Source organism: Streptococcus oralis, assembly GCF_023109155.1.
GTDB classification, from domain to species: domain Bacteria; phylum Bacillota; class Bacilli; order Lactobacillales; family Streptococcaceae; genus Streptococcus; species Streptococcus oralis_BZ.
Genome location: NZ_JALDUA010000001.1, coordinates 765574 through 780096 on the forward strand (window position 1 = coordinate 765574; position 14523 = coordinate 780096).

At 38.1% G+C, this 14523-nt stretch carries 23 protein-coding genes and 1 other annotated feature; of the genes, 19 read left to right on the forward strand and 4 right to left on the reverse strand.

Annotated elements, in window-relative coordinates; genetic code table 11:
• Positions 1 to 292: 292 nt before the first annotated feature.
• The 14 genes from ifs (M1F63_RS03790) (at position 293) to M1F63_RS03850 (ending at position 7686) form a co-directional block, all read left to right on the forward strand.
• The gene (ifs, locus tag M1F63_RS03790; protein ID WP_247920532.1) at positions 293 to 1171 is read left to right on the forward strand and encodes an NAD glycohydrolase inhibitor; all 879 of its coding nucleotides are present in this window, start codon (positions 293 to 295) and stop codon (positions 1169 to 1171) included.
• A gap of 313 nt (positions 1172 to 1484) precedes the next feature.
• Complete coding sequence (locus M1F63_RS03795) at positions 1485 to 2129, forward strand: hypothetical protein (RefSeq protein WP_247920503.1); 645 nt, start codon at positions 1485 to 1487, stop codon at positions 2127 to 2129.
• Positions 2116 to 2571: a riboflavin biosynthesis intermediates N-glycosidase gene (ybiA, locus tag M1F63_RS03800; RefSeq protein ID WP_247920504.1), complete on the forward strand. Its 456-nt coding sequence runs from the start codon at positions 2116 to 2118 to the stop codon at positions 2569 to 2571. Before M1F63_RS03795 ends, ybiA begins: the two co-directional genes overlap by 14 nt.
• 94 nt (positions 2572 to 2665) lie before the next feature.
• Positions 2666 to 2743, forward strand: coding sequence for a GH-E family nuclease (locus M1F63_RS03805; protein WP_247920533.1), 78 nt, complete (start codon positions 2666 to 2668; stop codon positions 2741 to 2743).
• A gap of 8 nt (positions 2744 to 2751) precedes the next feature.
• Positions 2752 to 3285, forward strand: a complete 534-nt coding sequence (locus tag M1F63_RS03810) for an ankyrin repeat domain-containing protein (protein WP_247920505.1) — start codon at positions 2752 to 2754, stop codon at positions 3283 to 3285.
• On the forward strand, positions 3272 to 3613 hold the full coding sequence (locus M1F63_RS03815; protein WP_247920506.1) for a DUF2185 domain-containing protein: 342 nt from the start codon (positions 3272 to 3274) through the stop codon (positions 3611 to 3613). The genes M1F63_RS03810 and M1F63_RS03815 overlap by 14 nt, the downstream gene beginning before the upstream one ends.
• 119 nt (positions 3614 to 3732) lie before the next feature.
• Positions 3733 to 4209: a hypothetical protein gene (locus tag M1F63_RS03820; RefSeq protein ID WP_247920507.1), complete on the forward strand. Its 477-nt coding sequence runs from the start codon at positions 3733 to 3735 to the stop codon at positions 4207 to 4209.
• Between the two features lie 197 nt (positions 4210 to 4406).
• Positions 4407 to 4886 (forward strand): toxin-antitoxin system YwqK family antitoxin, encoded by a 480-nt coding sequence (locus tag M1F63_RS03825; RefSeq protein WP_247940742.1) that lies wholly within the window; start codon positions 4407 to 4409, stop codon positions 4884 to 4886.
• A 127-nt stretch (positions 4887 to 5013) separates the two neighbouring features.
• Positions 5014 to 5139, forward strand: coding sequence for an endonuclease V (locus M1F63_RS10175; protein WP_345772914.1), 126 nt, complete (start codon positions 5014 to 5016; stop codon positions 5137 to 5139).
• Positions 5140 to 5167: 28 nt separating this feature from the next.
• Positions 5168 to 5332: an endonuclease V gene (locus tag M1F63_RS10155; protein WP_282184256.1), complete on the forward strand. Its 165-nt coding sequence runs from the start codon at positions 5168 to 5170 to the stop codon at positions 5330 to 5332.
• A gap of 66 nt (positions 5333 to 5398) precedes the next feature.
• Positions 5399 to 6286 (forward strand): NAD glycohydrolase inhibitor, encoded by an 888-nt coding sequence (gene ifs, locus M1F63_RS03835; RefSeq protein WP_247940743.1) that lies wholly within the window; start codon positions 5399 to 5401, stop codon positions 6284 to 6286.
• A gap of 17 nt (positions 6287 to 6303) precedes the next feature.
• Positions 6304 to 6630, forward strand: coding sequence for a 50S ribosomal protein L7/L12 (locus M1F63_RS03840; protein ID WP_247940744.1), 327 nt, complete (start codon positions 6304 to 6306; stop codon positions 6628 to 6630).
• Positions 6631 to 6685: 55 nt separating this feature from the next.
• Complete coding sequence (locus tag M1F63_RS03845) at positions 6686 to 7180, forward strand: Imm6 family immunity protein (protein ID WP_247940745.1); 495 nt, start codon at positions 6686 to 6688, stop codon at positions 7178 to 7180.
• A gap of 32 nt (positions 7181 to 7212) precedes the next feature.
• Complete coding sequence (locus M1F63_RS03850) at positions 7213 to 7686, forward strand: Imm6 family immunity protein (protein WP_247940746.1); 474 nt, start codon at positions 7213 to 7215, stop codon at positions 7684 to 7686.
• Positions 7687 to 7790: 104 nt separating this feature from the next.
• Here M1F63_RS03850 and yidA read toward each other — a convergent pair whose 3' ends face one another.
• Together yidA and M1F63_RS03860 are read right to left on the reverse strand one after the other, a co-directional pair.
• Complete coding sequence (gene yidA, locus M1F63_RS03855) at positions 7791 to 8597, reverse strand: sugar-phosphatase (RefSeq protein ID WP_247940747.1); 807 nt, start codon at positions 8595 to 8597, stop codon at positions 7791 to 7793.
• Between the two features lie 9 nt (positions 8598 to 8606).
• Positions 8607 to 9914, reverse strand: a complete 1308-nt coding sequence (locus tag M1F63_RS03860; RefSeq protein WP_247940748.1) for an HD domain-containing protein — start codon at positions 9912 to 9914, stop codon at positions 8607 to 8609.
• 71 nt (positions 9915 to 9985) lie between these two features.
• Between M1F63_RS03860 and M1F63_RS03865 the strand changes: the two genes are divergently transcribed.
• Positions 9986 to 10363: a YwiB family protein gene (locus tag M1F63_RS03865; RefSeq protein WP_247940749.1), complete on the forward strand. Its 378-nt coding sequence runs from the start codon at positions 9986 to 9988 to the stop codon at positions 10361 to 10363.
• Positions 10364 to 10387: 24 nt separating this feature from the next.
• Here M1F63_RS03865 and M1F63_RS03870 read toward each other — a convergent pair whose 3' ends face one another.
• A complete protein-coding gene (locus M1F63_RS03870) occupies positions 10388 to 11470 on the reverse strand; it encodes a DEAD/DEAH box helicase (protein ID WP_247940750.1) in 1083 nt (360 codons plus the stop codon).
• Positions 11467 to 12444, reverse strand: coding sequence for a Gfo/Idh/MocA family protein (locus M1F63_RS03875; RefSeq protein WP_247940751.1), 978 nt, complete (start codon positions 12442 to 12444; stop codon positions 11467 to 11469). Before M1F63_RS03875 ends, M1F63_RS03870 begins: the two co-directional genes overlap by 4 nt.
• A 155-nt stretch (positions 12445 to 12599) precedes the next feature.
• On the opposite strand from M1F63_RS03875, the gene M1F63_RS03880 reads away from it, so the two are divergent.
• The 4 genes from M1F63_RS03880 (at position 12600) to rpmA (ending at position 14457) form a co-directional block, all read left to right on the forward strand.
• Positions 12600 to 13286: a YoaK family protein gene (locus M1F63_RS03880; RefSeq protein ID WP_084857247.1), complete on the forward strand. Its 687-nt coding sequence runs from the start codon at positions 12600 to 12602 to the stop codon at positions 13284 to 13286.
• 64 nt (positions 13287 to 13350) lie between these two features.
• Positions 13351 to 13438 (forward strand) — a sequence feature (ribosomal protein L21 leader region).
• Positions 13439 to 13472: 34 nt separating this feature from the next.
• On the forward strand, positions 13473 to 13787 hold the full coding sequence (rplU, locus tag M1F63_RS03885) for a 50S ribosomal protein L21 (RefSeq protein ID WP_000109141.1): 315 nt from the start codon (positions 13473 to 13475) through the stop codon (positions 13785 to 13787).
• A gap of 15 nt (positions 13788 to 13802) precedes the next feature.
• Positions 13803 to 14147: a ribosomal-processing cysteine protease Prp gene (locus M1F63_RS03890; RefSeq protein WP_000613697.1), complete on the forward strand. Its 345-nt coding sequence runs from the start codon at positions 13803 to 13805 to the stop codon at positions 14145 to 14147.
• 16 nt (positions 14148 to 14163) lie between these two features.
• Positions 14164 to 14457 (forward strand): 50S ribosomal protein L27, encoded by a 294-nt coding sequence (gene rpmA, locus M1F63_RS03895; protein ID WP_000916509.1) that lies wholly within the window; start codon positions 14164 to 14166, stop codon positions 14455 to 14457.
• The last annotated feature ends 66 nt before the right edge of the window (positions 14458 to 14523 follow it).

Genomic DNA, 14523 nt, shown 5'->3' on the forward strand with positions numbered 1-14523 from the left:
AAGATAACCATCTGAAACGTTTTTCAGATGGTTTTAAGTTTTTCGTATGTTGATTCTACTCATATTTTTTATGCTATAATGAGACTAGAATTAAAACTCTCATTCAACAGGTAAAAATAGCGAACTACTTATGCCAACGATTGACATGCAGGGACATTCTTATGATGATTTTCTATCTGCGATTGAACGTCAAGGCTATTATGAAATCAAAAATCCACGTGTCTATAAGCCTGGTACTAATGAAATTGAGCAAGTTGAAGGAATTTTTAGAATTAACCAATGGAGTAAATCAATGAAGACTTATAGACTAAAAACAGATACTGAGTGGGATATTATGCGATATAAAAAAGCCATTGAAAATCGCAGAGAAGTAGATGCTTTCTTAGGTATGGATCCCGAGTATAGAATTGGTCACCGCGATTCATATTATCAAGATATTACGGATACCCATATTTTGATAGAATACAGCCTTTATCCAATTTATGTAGAGGGAGATTTTGATATTCCAGATCGGATTTTTGATATTTTAAAGGAATTAGCTTCTAGTCAGGATATTATACATTTATATCAAGTTGTATCATTTATCAAAAAACAAGAAGATTTACTGGAAGAATATGATTCTTTACCTTTTATTATTGATGCGGAGGCCATAGTACCTATTGTTCTTGACAGTATTTATAATCTTCCTAATGAGAAAAAGGTGAACTATTATCGTAATATTTGTAATTTAATTGATTCTATGGAACTTTTCAAAAACTGTGATAAAGAGAAAGTAGAATATATCGTTAATGAGCAAAAGAAAGAGGAAAATAAGAATAGAAGAAAAATTAAATCAGTTGCAGAGGTATGGCCAATTGTACTAGACGTTACGAGTATCGATGCGATGGGTGTTGCAGATGACCATCTAGAGTTGTTGTTGATTGATGAAAACAAATGGATAGAGTCATTAGAAGAGGAGCATCTCTTGAAACTTCAAGAAAAACTTAACAACTATATCTACTTCCTCGAAAGCCAACAGTATGTGGCACGATACGGTGATAAGTTTGACAAAAAAGTCATCCATATCACATTCCAGTATTCTCCATCAGACAACGGTCTAGCATTCCTCGTAGCTGTTCAGAAAGTATTGCAACCCACAGATATGAGTTTGAAGGTAGAATTACCAGAGTAAGAAAGGGAGCGGAAACGCTCTCTTTTTGTGGTATAATGGGAGAAGGATTGGACCAAAGTAAATTTAATATGATATTGAGATAGAAAAACTTAAAGATATAGAAGTGATAACGCATCAGGAAATAGTTGATCATTTGCAAAAACGATTTGACCAAGCACAAGTGAGATACAATAATAATCCTTCTAAACAGAATTCTGAACGTCTAACGAACACTAAACGGGATCTTTTTTATGTTGAACGCGACAACGAGGTTTTAATTAAGGTTAAGGGAAGTCTTCCACCCGAATAGTTTACTTTTGAATAAGGAGAAAAAATGACTAGAGAAGAACTTGATAATCTATTTTACACAGTTCCAAACGATGTGGATTATACGGATCTACTCGAAGAAGTAGACTTGGAAGATATTCCAGAAGAAACGATTAACAAACTCATCTCTTTATTATCTAGCGATGATGAATTTTTGCGCTATAAAGCTTCGAGGCTTTTAACTATTTGGGGGCTGAAAGAAGGTTTTGAGGTGTTGACTCAGATGTTTGTTGAAGGAAAGTTAGAAGGTTATATTTTACATAGATTGTATGCTTATGATGATACAAATCGAATTTTATTAGACGATTTATCAAGTTATTGGGCAAGTCAATACGATTTAGGGAATGGGGAAGAAGCTAGAAAAGCTATATTTCCATATATTTGTCAAATTATCAATCAAGCAGAACAGGGTCATTATGATATTTCAAAGTTATACCATTTAATCAGAGAAGAAAAATTTACAGAACATATCCCCCACATCAAACACTTTTTATCGTCCATTATGGATAAGCCAGAAGATAATTATTGGCGAATTCATGATACTTTGAAACTGTTTTTAGAGATTGAACCTGATTATGTGGAGAAGATTCTGGAGGAGAAGGATAAATCACTAGCTGATTTCGGATTGGAGGGAGAGAATGAAAGAAATTAAATTCTATAAGGTAAACGATGCCTACGGTTATATGTCCAATTTTGCTCCTTATCCTTTTTCGGATGGAAATAAAATCTGGCCTACATCGGAACATTATTTCCAGGCTCAGAAATTCTTGGTTCCAGAAATTCAGGAAAAAATTCGCTTGCTGGAGTCACCTATGGATGCTGCTTTGGAGGGACGCAATCGCCAGAATCCGTTACGAAAGGACTGGGAAGATGTCAAGGATGATATTATGCGTTATGCTGTTCGTGAGAAATTTCGTCAAAATCCAGAGATTCTAGAGAAACTAATTGCGACATCTGGTGCAGAATTACTTGAGCATACAAAAAATGATCATTATTGGGCTGACGTGGGAGATGGATCTGGTAAAAATATGCTGGGGAAAATCTTAATGGAAACAAGAGTAGCTTTAAGTCTAGACAATGGTTCTATAAATTAAGAAAGTATTCTGACTTTAAATGAATAACACAGAATTCAAAAAATATCAGTGAAATGTTTGAAAGTATAAAGGCAGTGAAATCATTTTACAAGAATTGAAGGATTTCCAATTTAATCCGGATAATTTTAGAATTGAAAAACCTTCTGCTAATAGAAGCCATAAGTTTGAATAGGAGATAAGATGGATATTTTCGATATTGTTCAAGATGGGACATATAATGAGTTTATAGAAAGTTACAATGGCGACATAATACAAATTGATAAATATACAAACCTTAATTTGTTATGCACGGCAATGCTTAACGATGATTTGCCGGAAGAGAAATTGAAAATTATTAAATATCTGCTGTCTGAGAAGGTAGAGGTCAATTTTTTGTCAAAAAAGGAAAACAGAAATGCTCTTCATTATTTCTTCCAAGCTAATTGGCGGCCCAAAATAGCATATGCATATGAGGTGGTGAAATTACTCATTGAGGCTGGAATTGATGTAAATGCAGTTGACAAATTTGGTTCTATTCCGATGACTTACTCCGTAACGTTATTAAAATTAGCAACGGAAGAGTTAGAACCTCTCTATAAGCTTTTACTGGAGGCTGGTTCGGATTATAAGTTAAAAAATAAATCTGGTAAATCGTGTCTAGACTATGCGGGAGAATACTCTTGGAGAAGTAGTCTGCTTGATATTATAAAGGAGTATGAAGATGGTAGAAATTAGTAACAATGATTTTGGTGGTTTTGTCGTTTCAAACAATATTCTTGATGGAAAAGCTATTCGCTATTCCTATCGTGAAAAATCTGCTATTCCACAATTAAATGGCTGGACACTGTTATCAATCGAAGATGATGAAGCTTACCTAGCTAATTCAAAAAATTTCACAATTTTAGGAGCAAATAGCATTGTAAAAATTGCTCCTGTTATGCTGGAAATTTTTGAAGCCCCATACGGTACCGACTTATGTTGGTTATATGAGGAAGGCGTTCATGTAGGATTTTATGATTTGGTGAGAGATAGAGAAATAACAATCGAAGAAATTGTTCATTGAGTGTCATTTGTATCTCGTCTAAGCCTTTATGATCTAGAGTAAGAGAATTTGTCAGCTAAAGTAGAATAGTTTTTTGAAAAAATTACATTCTGTGTTTTGGATTAATTGAGGAATTTTAAATGGAATTAGAGAAAGAAAAAATACAGGAAAATTTTGAGGAATTTATGTTTTATATTGATGAAACCTTGGATGAAATAAGACAAAAAGCTAGTAAGCAAGGTTATCATCTAGATATGAGTTTAGAAAGCTTGAAGGATTTGGCGCAATTCGTTCGAGAGAATGATGTCAAAAATAATCCTGAAAATATTGATGATTTCTTTAATAGCTGGGTTTATCTTGGAGAGGTTTTTCGCTTGCAAGCCAAAGGAGCCTACTGGACAGTTGGTACTGAAAATCCGAAAAACTTAAATTATGGGTTAGAGTATTTGACAGGTTATAATACAATTGGTTCAGAATTTATTCCCTTATTAATTTTGAATAACTTTACTTTAAGTTCACCGGATAGGTTAAATAATAATTTTTTTTATGAATTAGTATTGAAACGTTTAAATCCTAAACCAATAAATCTAGACCATCTTCTAACAGAAGAGGGGTAAGTTATTTTTGATATCATTTAATTACTTATGAGGTAAATATTTCAGGTGAATATAAGAAGATTATTAAAATGATCAAAGCAGAATTCAAAAAATATCAGTGAAATGTTTGAAAGTGCAAAAACAGAGAAATTGCTTTGTAAGATTAAAGGTCTCCCAGATATGCTGGATGGTTTCAATATGATTTCAGAGGTTGGAAAATGACAGAAGATAAAATTTTAACAAAAGAAGAAGTTCTCCGTGACGGTGTTTGTTTTGAGGATGAACTAGACTGGGGCGGAGAATACTATGAACAAATTGTCTTTGAAAATGAATCAGGAGAAGAGGTTCCTTATACTGGTTTAGCTTATGATTTATATCCAGATGGTCAATTAGAGTTTTATGGGTATATAGATAATGGATATAGGCATGGTCTAGCTGTCTACTTTTATTCTAATGGAAAAATTAAAAGTATTAATAATCAAGACAGAGGTGCAGCCGAAGGAATTCAAAAAGAATATTTTGAAAATGGTGATATTGAGTCAGTTTCTTATTGTATTGCAGGAGGAGAAATTCTCTATAAAAAATATGATGAGACTGGTAAAATTATTGAAGAAAAAACAGAGCCTACCGAAGATGATTTCAAGAGAGCAAAACAGTGGGGTGTTGATTTATCGACTTTAGACATGAATTTGAAGTAGAACAGAATCAATTCAAAAATCAGATAGATCTATCTAATCATTTTGAGGACTAGGAGATTTGTTATGTCGCAGGGGTGGATTAATACCTATTGAAGAGAATGACAAAGAATACGGTCTTGCTTGCCTTGTGGTTATTGACCGGGAAAATCTCCAAGTTGTTGAAGAGGTCAGTTTTCATGATGAAAGTAGAGTTCCCTATCTTCCAGGTTTTCTTGCCTTTAGGGAATTGCATCTGATTTTTAGAAGCAGTTAAACTGTTGAAAATTAAACCTGACCTATGTATGTTTGATGGAAATGGTTATCTGCATCCGCGCCATATGGGAATCGTTACCCATGCCTCCTTTTTCTTAGGTAAACCAACTATCGGTATTGCCAAAAATAACTACCATATTGAAGGGGCAGAATTTTACTTCCTGACAATGACGAAGGAGCCTGTACAGAAATAGGTAAAAACAGTGAGATTTATGGGCAAGTATTAAGGAATTTTCAGAATAAATCAATGGAGTAAATAAATGCAGACATATAAATTGAAAAATAAAGAGAATTATAAATATTTTGTCAAACATTATCTAGAGGTGATGAAGGAAGGGAAAGAAGCAGAAGCATTTCTAGGAACAGAAGATAAGTATCGTTTTCGGCAACGAGATTCTTATGAACTTGACAGCACAGACATTAGCGTATTGATGGAGTATTGTTTATACCCTCTGTATGTAGAAGGTGATGAGGATATAGCAAGAAGAACTTTTGACATCTTGAAAGGTTTTAGCTTATCGGTTGACCTAGTCAAATTAGATAAGGTGACTGATTATATTTTCATTCAAAATAGGCGTTTGAAAAGATATATTAGCCTTCCCTTTGTTATTAAGACTGATGAGTTAGTAAGAAATATTATAGAGAGTATTTCCAATCTATCAGATGAACAGAAGAAAGATTGGTTATATCAAGGGCTGTGTAATGCATTAGACCGTGATCCTTTATACAGGCAGTGTGACGAAGAAAAGGTAGAGAAGATTCTTAAGGAATTTAAGGAAAAATACTACAATCCCCCTAAGGTAGTAGAAACCATTAAAACAGTTGAGGAAATTGTACTAGACGTTACAAGTATCGATGCGATGGGGGTTTCAGATGACCATCTAGAGTTGTTGTTGATTGATGAAAACAAATGGATAGAGTCATTAGAAGAGGAGCATCTCTTGAAACTTCAAGAAAAACTCAATAACTATATCTACTTCCTCGAAAGCAAGCAGTATGTAGCACGATACGGTGATCAGTTTGACAAAAAAGTCATCCATATCACATTCCAGTATTCTCCATCTGATAACGGTTTAGCCTTTCTCGCAGCGGTTCAGAAAGTATTGCAACCGACTGATATGAGCTTAAAGGTAGAATTACCAGAGTAATAAAAGGAGTGGAAACGATGCTAGCTATTGTTATTGATTCTGTAGGTGACAAGTCAGGAACCTATAAGTTGCTAAGAAACCATTCATCCTTGCCTTTTTCTTTAATCCAATCCAGAATCAAAGATCATGACACGGTGATAGAAGTAGACATGTTAGATTTGGATGAATTGAAAAAAGTTAGAGAACTCGTCCATGAGTTGAATGCCATTGGAACCAAGGTTACGATGAGGGATTCGACTGGTATTATCACTTTAGAAATAGTAAATAATCTTATTTTCACCTTTGAAGAAATTGCGGTTGAGAGAGAAGAACTGGATGCTCTGATGTTTGAGGAGGAAGAGTGATTGACACGTTTTTCAGTGGATCACTAAGTTAGTTTTAGTAATAAGAGGAAAATCAATGAATGATAATAGAAATTTATTACGCTTCCTACAGGAGTTGATATACGGTCTTGTAGATCGTATCAGTGAGAAAGAATATCAGGAGTTTGTCCTTGATTCCTTAAAACTTTCAAAACAGGAACTTGATAAAGAGAGTGATTTTTGCCCAGATCTTTTATATTCTCGACTGGAAAATATGGACGAGCTGGATATCTTGACATTTCAGGAGCTGGATAAGAAAACCAATCCACTAGTATGGAACTGTATCGCTAATTTCTATGTCCTAGTTTGTCATTATTCATATATTGCTTCGGAAGAAATCTACCTACCACAAACGATTGAAAGTGTTGACGAGGACATACTTGAGGTTCTTTCCTTAAGTTACAAACAAATCCTAGCTGAAAATAGGGAACTTATTTCACAAATATCTGGGCCAGAAATAGATGGATATTTAAAGGATGAGCTCGTTAAAAATTACTTTGGTTCACTATTTTTATCTGATGAGAACGAATAGGCCATTCGTTCAAGTATAGATCAGGAGAGGATATGCTTACGAGTTATTTTATGTTGATTTTTGCTGAGTCAATTGCGAATCGTATGGAAACACAATATACTTCACATATTCGAACCGCCTTGGATGCGTGTTGGAGTTTTTTGGAGAATAGAGATAAAAGGGGAGAGGAACTTTATCGCCTTTTAGATGATGGGACAGACTTCGGTGGAATATTTATCTACATGCAGTTAGATGAAAATGAAGCGAATGGTCTCTTGTGGGACAACATTAGTTATGCAATAGGTGTGACTGCTAAAGAAGCTTTTGAGTTTAAAAATAAGAAAGAGCTTCCTTCTCCCTTAGAGAACATTGAACCAGAACTGCTCGATGTCTTTATTGGAAATTTAAAAGAAATTAGCATGGATCTTTATCATCACGTCGAAGCTGTAAAACGTTTCATCAATAGAAATCCATACCCATCAAGAGAAACTGCCCTAAAAGAACTAGATAAGATGGGCTTACTATGATAGCCAGATTGGAAGATTTGGCGAAAATTCAAAAAGAACACCCCAGAAGTTAGAGTGTCATCTCTACCTTTTGGGGTGTCGTTTGTTTTTAATAGTTAAGCATTTTAAAGTACCCACGTACGGATAGCATGGGCAACGCCAGATTCATCATTTGTTTTGGTGATGTATTTGGCGATTTTTTTGAGTTCTGGATTTCCATTTTCCATAACAACGGGGTTACCCACGACTTCCAGCATGGCGCGGTCATTTTCTTCGTCCCCGATCGCCATGGTTTCATCTTTGGTCAATCCGAGTTTTTCAGCTAGGTGAGTAATAGCTGAACCCTTGTCCACATTCTTTTTAAGGAGTTCGACATAGAAAGGAGCAGATTTGTTGATGGAGTAGCGTTCGTAAAATTCTGCTGGTATCTTTTCAATCGCAGCGTCGAGAATTTCCGGTTCATCGATAAACATACACTTGACGATTTCCTTGTCAGCCATTTCTTCAGGAGTGCGGTAGAAGATGGGCATGCTGACGAGGGTTGATTCGTGCACTGTGTATTTTCCGATATTGCGATTGGCAGTATAGATACCGTTCTTAGTAATAGCGTGCATGTGGACACCGAGTTTGCGACTGAGAAATTCCATATCCAGATAGTCCTCATAGGCTAAAGATTCGCTGATAATCTCATGGCCAGTAGCAGTCTCTTGGACAAGGGCACCGTTGAAGGTTACAACATAGTCACCCTCGTCTCTCAATTGCAAATCGTCCAGAAGTTTGGCAACGCCTGCGATAGGACGACCCGTTGCAATGACGACCTTGACACCGGCTTGTTTGGCGTCTTGGATGGCAGAAAAGACTTCAGGAGTGATTTCCTTTTGGCTGTTAACCAGGGTACCATCGATATCGACGGCGATTAGTTTAATACTCATAAATTTCCTCTATTCGTTCTTATTTGGGGTAAAATGATCGTTCTCAATCAAGTGTAAAAATTGCTGGGTGATACTTGCGAAGATGCTGTTTTGGTCCAACATTTCTTTCGGGAAATAGAAACGATTGTCTCCGTGGCGGCTGCCAGCAAGGGATTGGACGATAGGAGACAGGCTAGAGAGTTCCGCCAGTTCTCCATTTTTCTGTAGAATCTCAATCTGTGTCCGCGGGTTTTCAGATTCGGGACGATAGATATCATAAGGGAGATCAAAGTTCTTATGAATGGCTGTATAGTAGTCTGGATCAAAACCGATTTCTTCAACCAGTTGTCTCATGGTTACGAGTTGGTCTTGATCTTCTTGAGAAAAAGTAATGGATTTAAAGACCTTGCGGTTGACAAAACGTTGCGACAAGTCTGCGAGAATCTTGTCAGGACTGGTCATCCAGAGTTGGAAGTAGGTATTCATCACGCCGTCATCAAGTGCCAGATAGTCAGATAGAGTAACTTTCTTTTCAAAAAAAGGTAGCAAATGAGGAGAAGTGCGTGCAAAGAAGTCTTTGTCCTCCGGATAGAGTTCCTTGGCGCGTTTGAGGAGATTTTGTAGGAGAACTTCCATGGCGCGTGTTGCTGGGTGGAAATAAACCTGCATATACATCTGGTAACGACTGAGGACATAATCTTCGATGGCATGCATACCGTTGCGCTGAAAGGCGATGCCATTTTCGACAGGACGAATGACTCGAAGGATCCGTGTCAGGTCAAATTCCCCATAAGATGCTCCTGTAAAATAGGAGTCGCGCAAGAGATAGTCCATGCGGTCCGCATCGATCTGACTGGAAATGAGCTGTACGACCTGCTTGTTAGGATAGGTATGGTCGATGACACTAGCCACCTTTTTGGGGAAATCAGGCGCTACTTGCAGTAGGACTTGGTGAATCTCTGTCTCAGGACTTTGGATGATTTCCTGAGTGATGGCCTCATGATCTGTATCAAAGAGATGTTCAAAAGTATGCGAGTAGGCACCATGCCCGAGGTCATGAAGGAGCGCAGCGGTCATGGTCAAGAGAGACTCAGCAGGGTCCCATTCTTCAGGATATTTTTCTTCAAAAATCTCCGTGATACGTCGAGCAATCTCATAGACTCCCAAACAGTGGGAAAAGCGACTGTGCTCACCACCATGGAAGGTATAACTGGAAGTTCCTAGCTGTTTGATACGACGCAAGCGTTGAAATTCTTTTGTATTGATCAAGTCATAGATGACCTGATTGTTTACATGGATATAATTGTGAACTGGGTCACGGAATACTTTTTCGTTCATATGACCATTATAGCAAAATCCTGCTCTTTTTGGTAAAATAGTAGGACAAGAGACAAGAAAGAGGATTTGATGTGAAGATTCGGATGCGAAATAGGATTCAGTTTGATGAGCAGTTGGAAGTCATTGACCAGCTTTATGACGTGGAAGTGCGTGAAAAAGGGGATTTTAGCTATTTACTCTTTTATAATGAGGAAAAGGAAAAAGTGGTTCTCAAGTTTCATAGTCAAGAACTGGTGATGACCCGTTTTTCCAACCCGAAGACCATTATGCGTTTTCTCAAGGATAGTGATAGTTTAGCCTACATTCCGACTCCGATGGGAATGCAGGAATTTATCATCCAAACGAATCACTACAAACTGGATGGGCAAAAGATTGAACTCGCCTATCAACTGCAAAACCAAGAGGGACACCCCTTTGCCAGCTATCAATTAGAAATTACTTGGGGATAATAAAAAGGTTGGCGAATGCCAACCTTATTTGATATAGAGTTCTTGATTTTTTAGAACAATTTCACGCACACTTGCGAATTTCTTGAGTTTTTTCAGTTCTTCAGGATGAGCTACCAGAGTGATAACATAGCCCTCTTTGCCCATGCGACCTGTACGGCCAGCGCGGTGGGTATAAGTTTCCATATCTCTAGGGACGTCGAAATTGACAACACATTCCAAGCTATCAATGTCAATACCACGAGCCAGAAGGTCAGTTGCAAGGAGTAGGGTTAGTTGCTTATCTTTAAACTTTTCTAAGATGACTTTTCGGAATTTCACATTGACATCACTAGCGAGGGAGACAGCCAAGATATCGCGATACTGTAGTTTTTCCTCCGCACTTCCAAGATCTGACAAGCTGTTAAAGAAGACTAGACTGCGGAAATCCTCTACATGAGCCAGTTTTCGCAGCATATCTACTCGGTGACGTTGGTCTACCTGCATGTAGAAATGTTGAATGTTGTCTAACTTTTGATCAGAGAGATCAATGGTGCGCGTGTTTGGAGCAATCTTTTCTTGGTCAAACTTGGTCGTCGCACTCATGTAGATGAGTTGATGATCACGAGGTGCGTAGTGGGTGATTTTCTCTACAAAGTGAATCTGAGAATCATCGAGCAATTGGTCAAATTCATCCAGAATGATGGTTTCCACATTCATCATCTTGATTTTTTTCAATTTAATCAACTCAAAGATACGGCCAGGAGTTCCAATCAGAATTTCTGGCCCTTTTTTTAGGCGTTCAATCTGGCGTTTCTGACTTGAACCTGATAAGAAGAGCTGAGCAGTCAAGCCGATAGCCTCTAACCACGTTTTACATACATCAAAAATTTGTCCAGCAAGTTCTGTATTTGGTGCTAGAATCAAGAGTTGCTGGGCTTTTTTCTTTTGTAGTCTGAGAAGACTTGGTAGGAGGTAAGCTAGGGTCTTACCAGTTCCTGTTGGGCTCACTCCTAGGAGGTTTTCTCCAGCAAGAATGGGCTCAAATAGTTGAGTTTGAATGGGGGTGAATTCTTGGAAACCGAGTCGGTCACTTAGTTCTTGCCATTCAGTCGGTAGTTTGGTTTTCATTTTTCTGCCTCAAATCTAATGCCAGCAGTCTGGCGCATGGTATATAATAGGTCATGAACAGAACCTGCATCATCCAGCCAAGTCTGGTAGAGATTCGGATCTGGTTGATGAATCATGTGTGCAAATGCAGCGACTTCCTCAGTCATCGTATGGGGAGCTTGTTGGATAGGGAGCTGGACTTGATTTCCTTGGTGGTCGGTAAAAATAGCTAAGCGGACATGTTCAATCGTGTTGAGTGTCAAGGTTCCATCTGTCGTATAAATCTCGCAAGGAAGATTGGAAGTGATGTTTTTCCCAGCCTTGATATGAACTTGAAAGTTAGGGTAGAAGAGGATACCATCTCCATTTAGGTCAATACTATTGTCAAGCTGTTGAGCCTGATAGGTCGCGTCCTGAGCTTTTCCAAAGAGGCGAACGGCAGCATAGAGAGGATAAATCCCTAGGTCCATAAGGGCTCCACCAGCAAAACGATCTGAAAAGACATTTGGCGTCTGTCCAGCTAACAAGTCAGGCATCTTGGAAGAATACTTGGCATAGTTGAAATCTGCTCCCAACACTTGCTTGTCTGCTAAAAAGTTTTTGATAGTGGCAAAGGCTTCCTCGTGGTAATTTCGAGCTGCCTCAAAGATAAAACAGTGATTTTTCTCAGCTGTCTGTCTCAAATTCAGCCATTCTTGTGGCTGAGTGACAGCTGGCTTTTCAAGAATGACATGCTTACCAGCAGACAAGGCAGCCTTGGCTTGAACAAAATGCAAGGAGTTTGGACTGGCGATATAGACCACATCAAAGGAAGACTTAAAGAAGTCTTCTAATTGAACAAAGAGTTGGATATTTTCATAGCGAGAAGCAAAGGTTGCGGCAGTTTCTAGTTTTCTAGAATAGACTGCAACCAGCTGGTATTCTCCGCTAGCATGGGCTGCTTCTATGAAATGATGGCTGATAGCCCCTGTTCCGATGATACCTAATTTAAGCATAAATACTCCTTTTCCGACTTCAAATCCTTCCTTCATTATAACACAGAAAAGAAGGACTATCCAACAGATGGTAAAAATTTTCAAATGGGCTACGAATTTCTTGGAGAAAGTGGTACAATATTTAGATAAGTAGATGAAATGAGAAGGGGGAGAAAATGAGATTATTACCAATAAGGAAAATATCACGTCAGTCTAAGCGACTAGCGCTTTTTTTGACTTTTTGTGCAGGATATGTCGATGCTTATACTTTTATCGTGCGAGGGAATACCCTTGTCGCTGGACAGACTGGGAATGTCGTCTTTCTTTCTGTAGGACTCATTCAACAAAATGTATCGGATGCTAGTGCTAAAGTAATGACCTTGCTTTTCTTTATGATGGGTGTCTTTTTTCTGACATTGTATAAGGAAAAACTACGAATTGTTAAAAAGCCGATTTTGTCCTTGATTCCACTTGCAGTCCTGTCCCTAATTATAGGATTTGTGCCGCAAACGGTTGATAATATCTATCTCGTACCGCCCTTAGCCTTTTGTATGGGACTGGTGACAACTGCTTTTGGAGAAGTGTCAGGTATTGCCTATAATAATGCTTTTATGACAGGGAATATCAAACGTACCATGTTGGCCTTTGGAGATTATTTCCGGACCAAGCATACGCCTTTTCTACGAGAGGGATTGATTTTTGTTAGCTTGCTTAGCAGTTTTGTCTTCGGAGTTGTTTTTTCAGCTTATTTGACGATTTACTATCAGGAGAAGACAATTCTAGGTGTTCCTCTTATGATGAATATCTTTTACTTCAGTATGCTTTTTGCTTCTTGGAGAAAAAAAGGGAAAGAAAAAGCTTAAATTTGATTGATTTCGCTTGTAAGAAAAAAGAAGATATGCTATACTTGAAGAGTTGACTATGCACAATCCTGTGCAACCGCACGAACATCGTTGCTCACATAGTGGGTATAAAGTGGTTCGTCCCACGATGCTAGGCGAGTCTTCACAAAAATACGGGGAAACCCTAAAAATCATAGGAGGTGCATAATGAGCACATACGCAATTATCAAAACTGGCGGAAAACAAGTTAAAGTTGAAGTTGGTCAAGCAGTTTACGTTGAAAAATTGAACGTTGAAGCTGGTCAAGAAGTTACTTTTAACGAAGTTGTTCTTGTTGGTGGTGAAAACACTGTTGTCGGAACTCCACTTGTTGCTGGAGCTACTGTAGTTGGAACTGTTGAAAAACAAGGAAAACAAAAGAAAGTTGTTACTTACAAGTACAAACCTAAAAAAGGTAGCCACCGTAAACAAGGTCACCGTCAACCATATACAAAAGTTGTCATCAACGCGATCAACGCTTAATTTTAAGGAGAACACATGATACAAGCAGTCTTTGAGAGAGCCGAAGATGGCGAGCTGAGGAGTGCGGAAATTACTGGACACGCCGAAAGTGGCGAATACGGCTTAGATGTCGTGTGTGCATCGGTTTCTACGCTTGCCATTAACTTTATCAATTCCATTGAGAAGTTTGCAGGCTATGAACCAATCTTAGAATTAAACGAAGATGAAGGTGGCTATCTAAAGGTTGAAATACCAGCGGATCTTCCTTCGCACCAGAGAGAAATGACCCAGTTATTCTTCGAATCATTTTTCTTAGGTATGGCAAACTTATCGGAGAACTCATCTGAGTTCGTCCAAACCAGAGTTATCACAGAAAACTAACACGGAGGAAAACATTATGTTAAAAATGACTCTTAACAACTTGCAACTTTTCGCCCACAAAAAAGGTGGAGGTTCTACATCAAACGGACGTGATTCACAAGCGAAACGTCTTGGAGCTAAAGCAGCTGACGGACAAACTGTAACAGGTGGATCAATCCTTTACCGTCAACGTGGTACACACATCTATCCAGGTGTAAACGTTGGACGTGGTGGAGACGATACTTTGTTCGCTAAAGTTGAAGGCGTAGTACGCTTTGAACGTAAAGGTCGCGATAAAAAACAAGTTTCTGTTTACCCAATCGCAAAATAAAAAGGTCCAGTGAACCTTTTTATCCCGAGCCTTAAAATGAAAAGGTTAGGAAGCTAGAAGTAGCAT